This is a genomic window from Thermorhabdus hydrogeniformans (genome assembly GCF_049310025.1).
In the GTDB taxonomy this organism is placed as follows: Bacteria; Bacillota; Thermosediminibacteria; order Thermosediminibacterales; family Tepidanaerobacteraceae; genus JBJYKD01.
Window position 1 is genome coordinate 1 of the sequence record NZ_JBJYKD010000292.1, and the last position, 235, is coordinate 235.

1 protein-coding gene is annotated in these 235 nt (G+C 61.3%); it reads left to right on the top strand.

Features of this window, described 5'->3' with window-relative positions:
* On the top strand, positions 1 to 235 hold a 235-nt coding region (locus tag ACKX14_RS16475), incomplete at both ends, for a hypothetical protein (protein ID WP_422449516.1).

Here is a 235-nt window from a genome sequence, read left to right on the forward strand (position 1 = left end):
GAGGCGTTGGGACAAGAGCTGATCCAGAGCGGCTTTGATCCAGATGCGTCGGTCGAGTTTGTCCAGCAAGTATGCAAATGGGGCCGTGGCGATCGGAACATCAGCCGCGTGCGTCGAAACAATTCTGCCTCGGAAGTGGCTCTCGCGCTGTCGGAGGGGCTCGATCTGGCGCGAACTGGGAAGGTCGCGCATGGTGTCGAGCGCATCCGGTGCTTGCGAAACCTGGGCCAGTCGT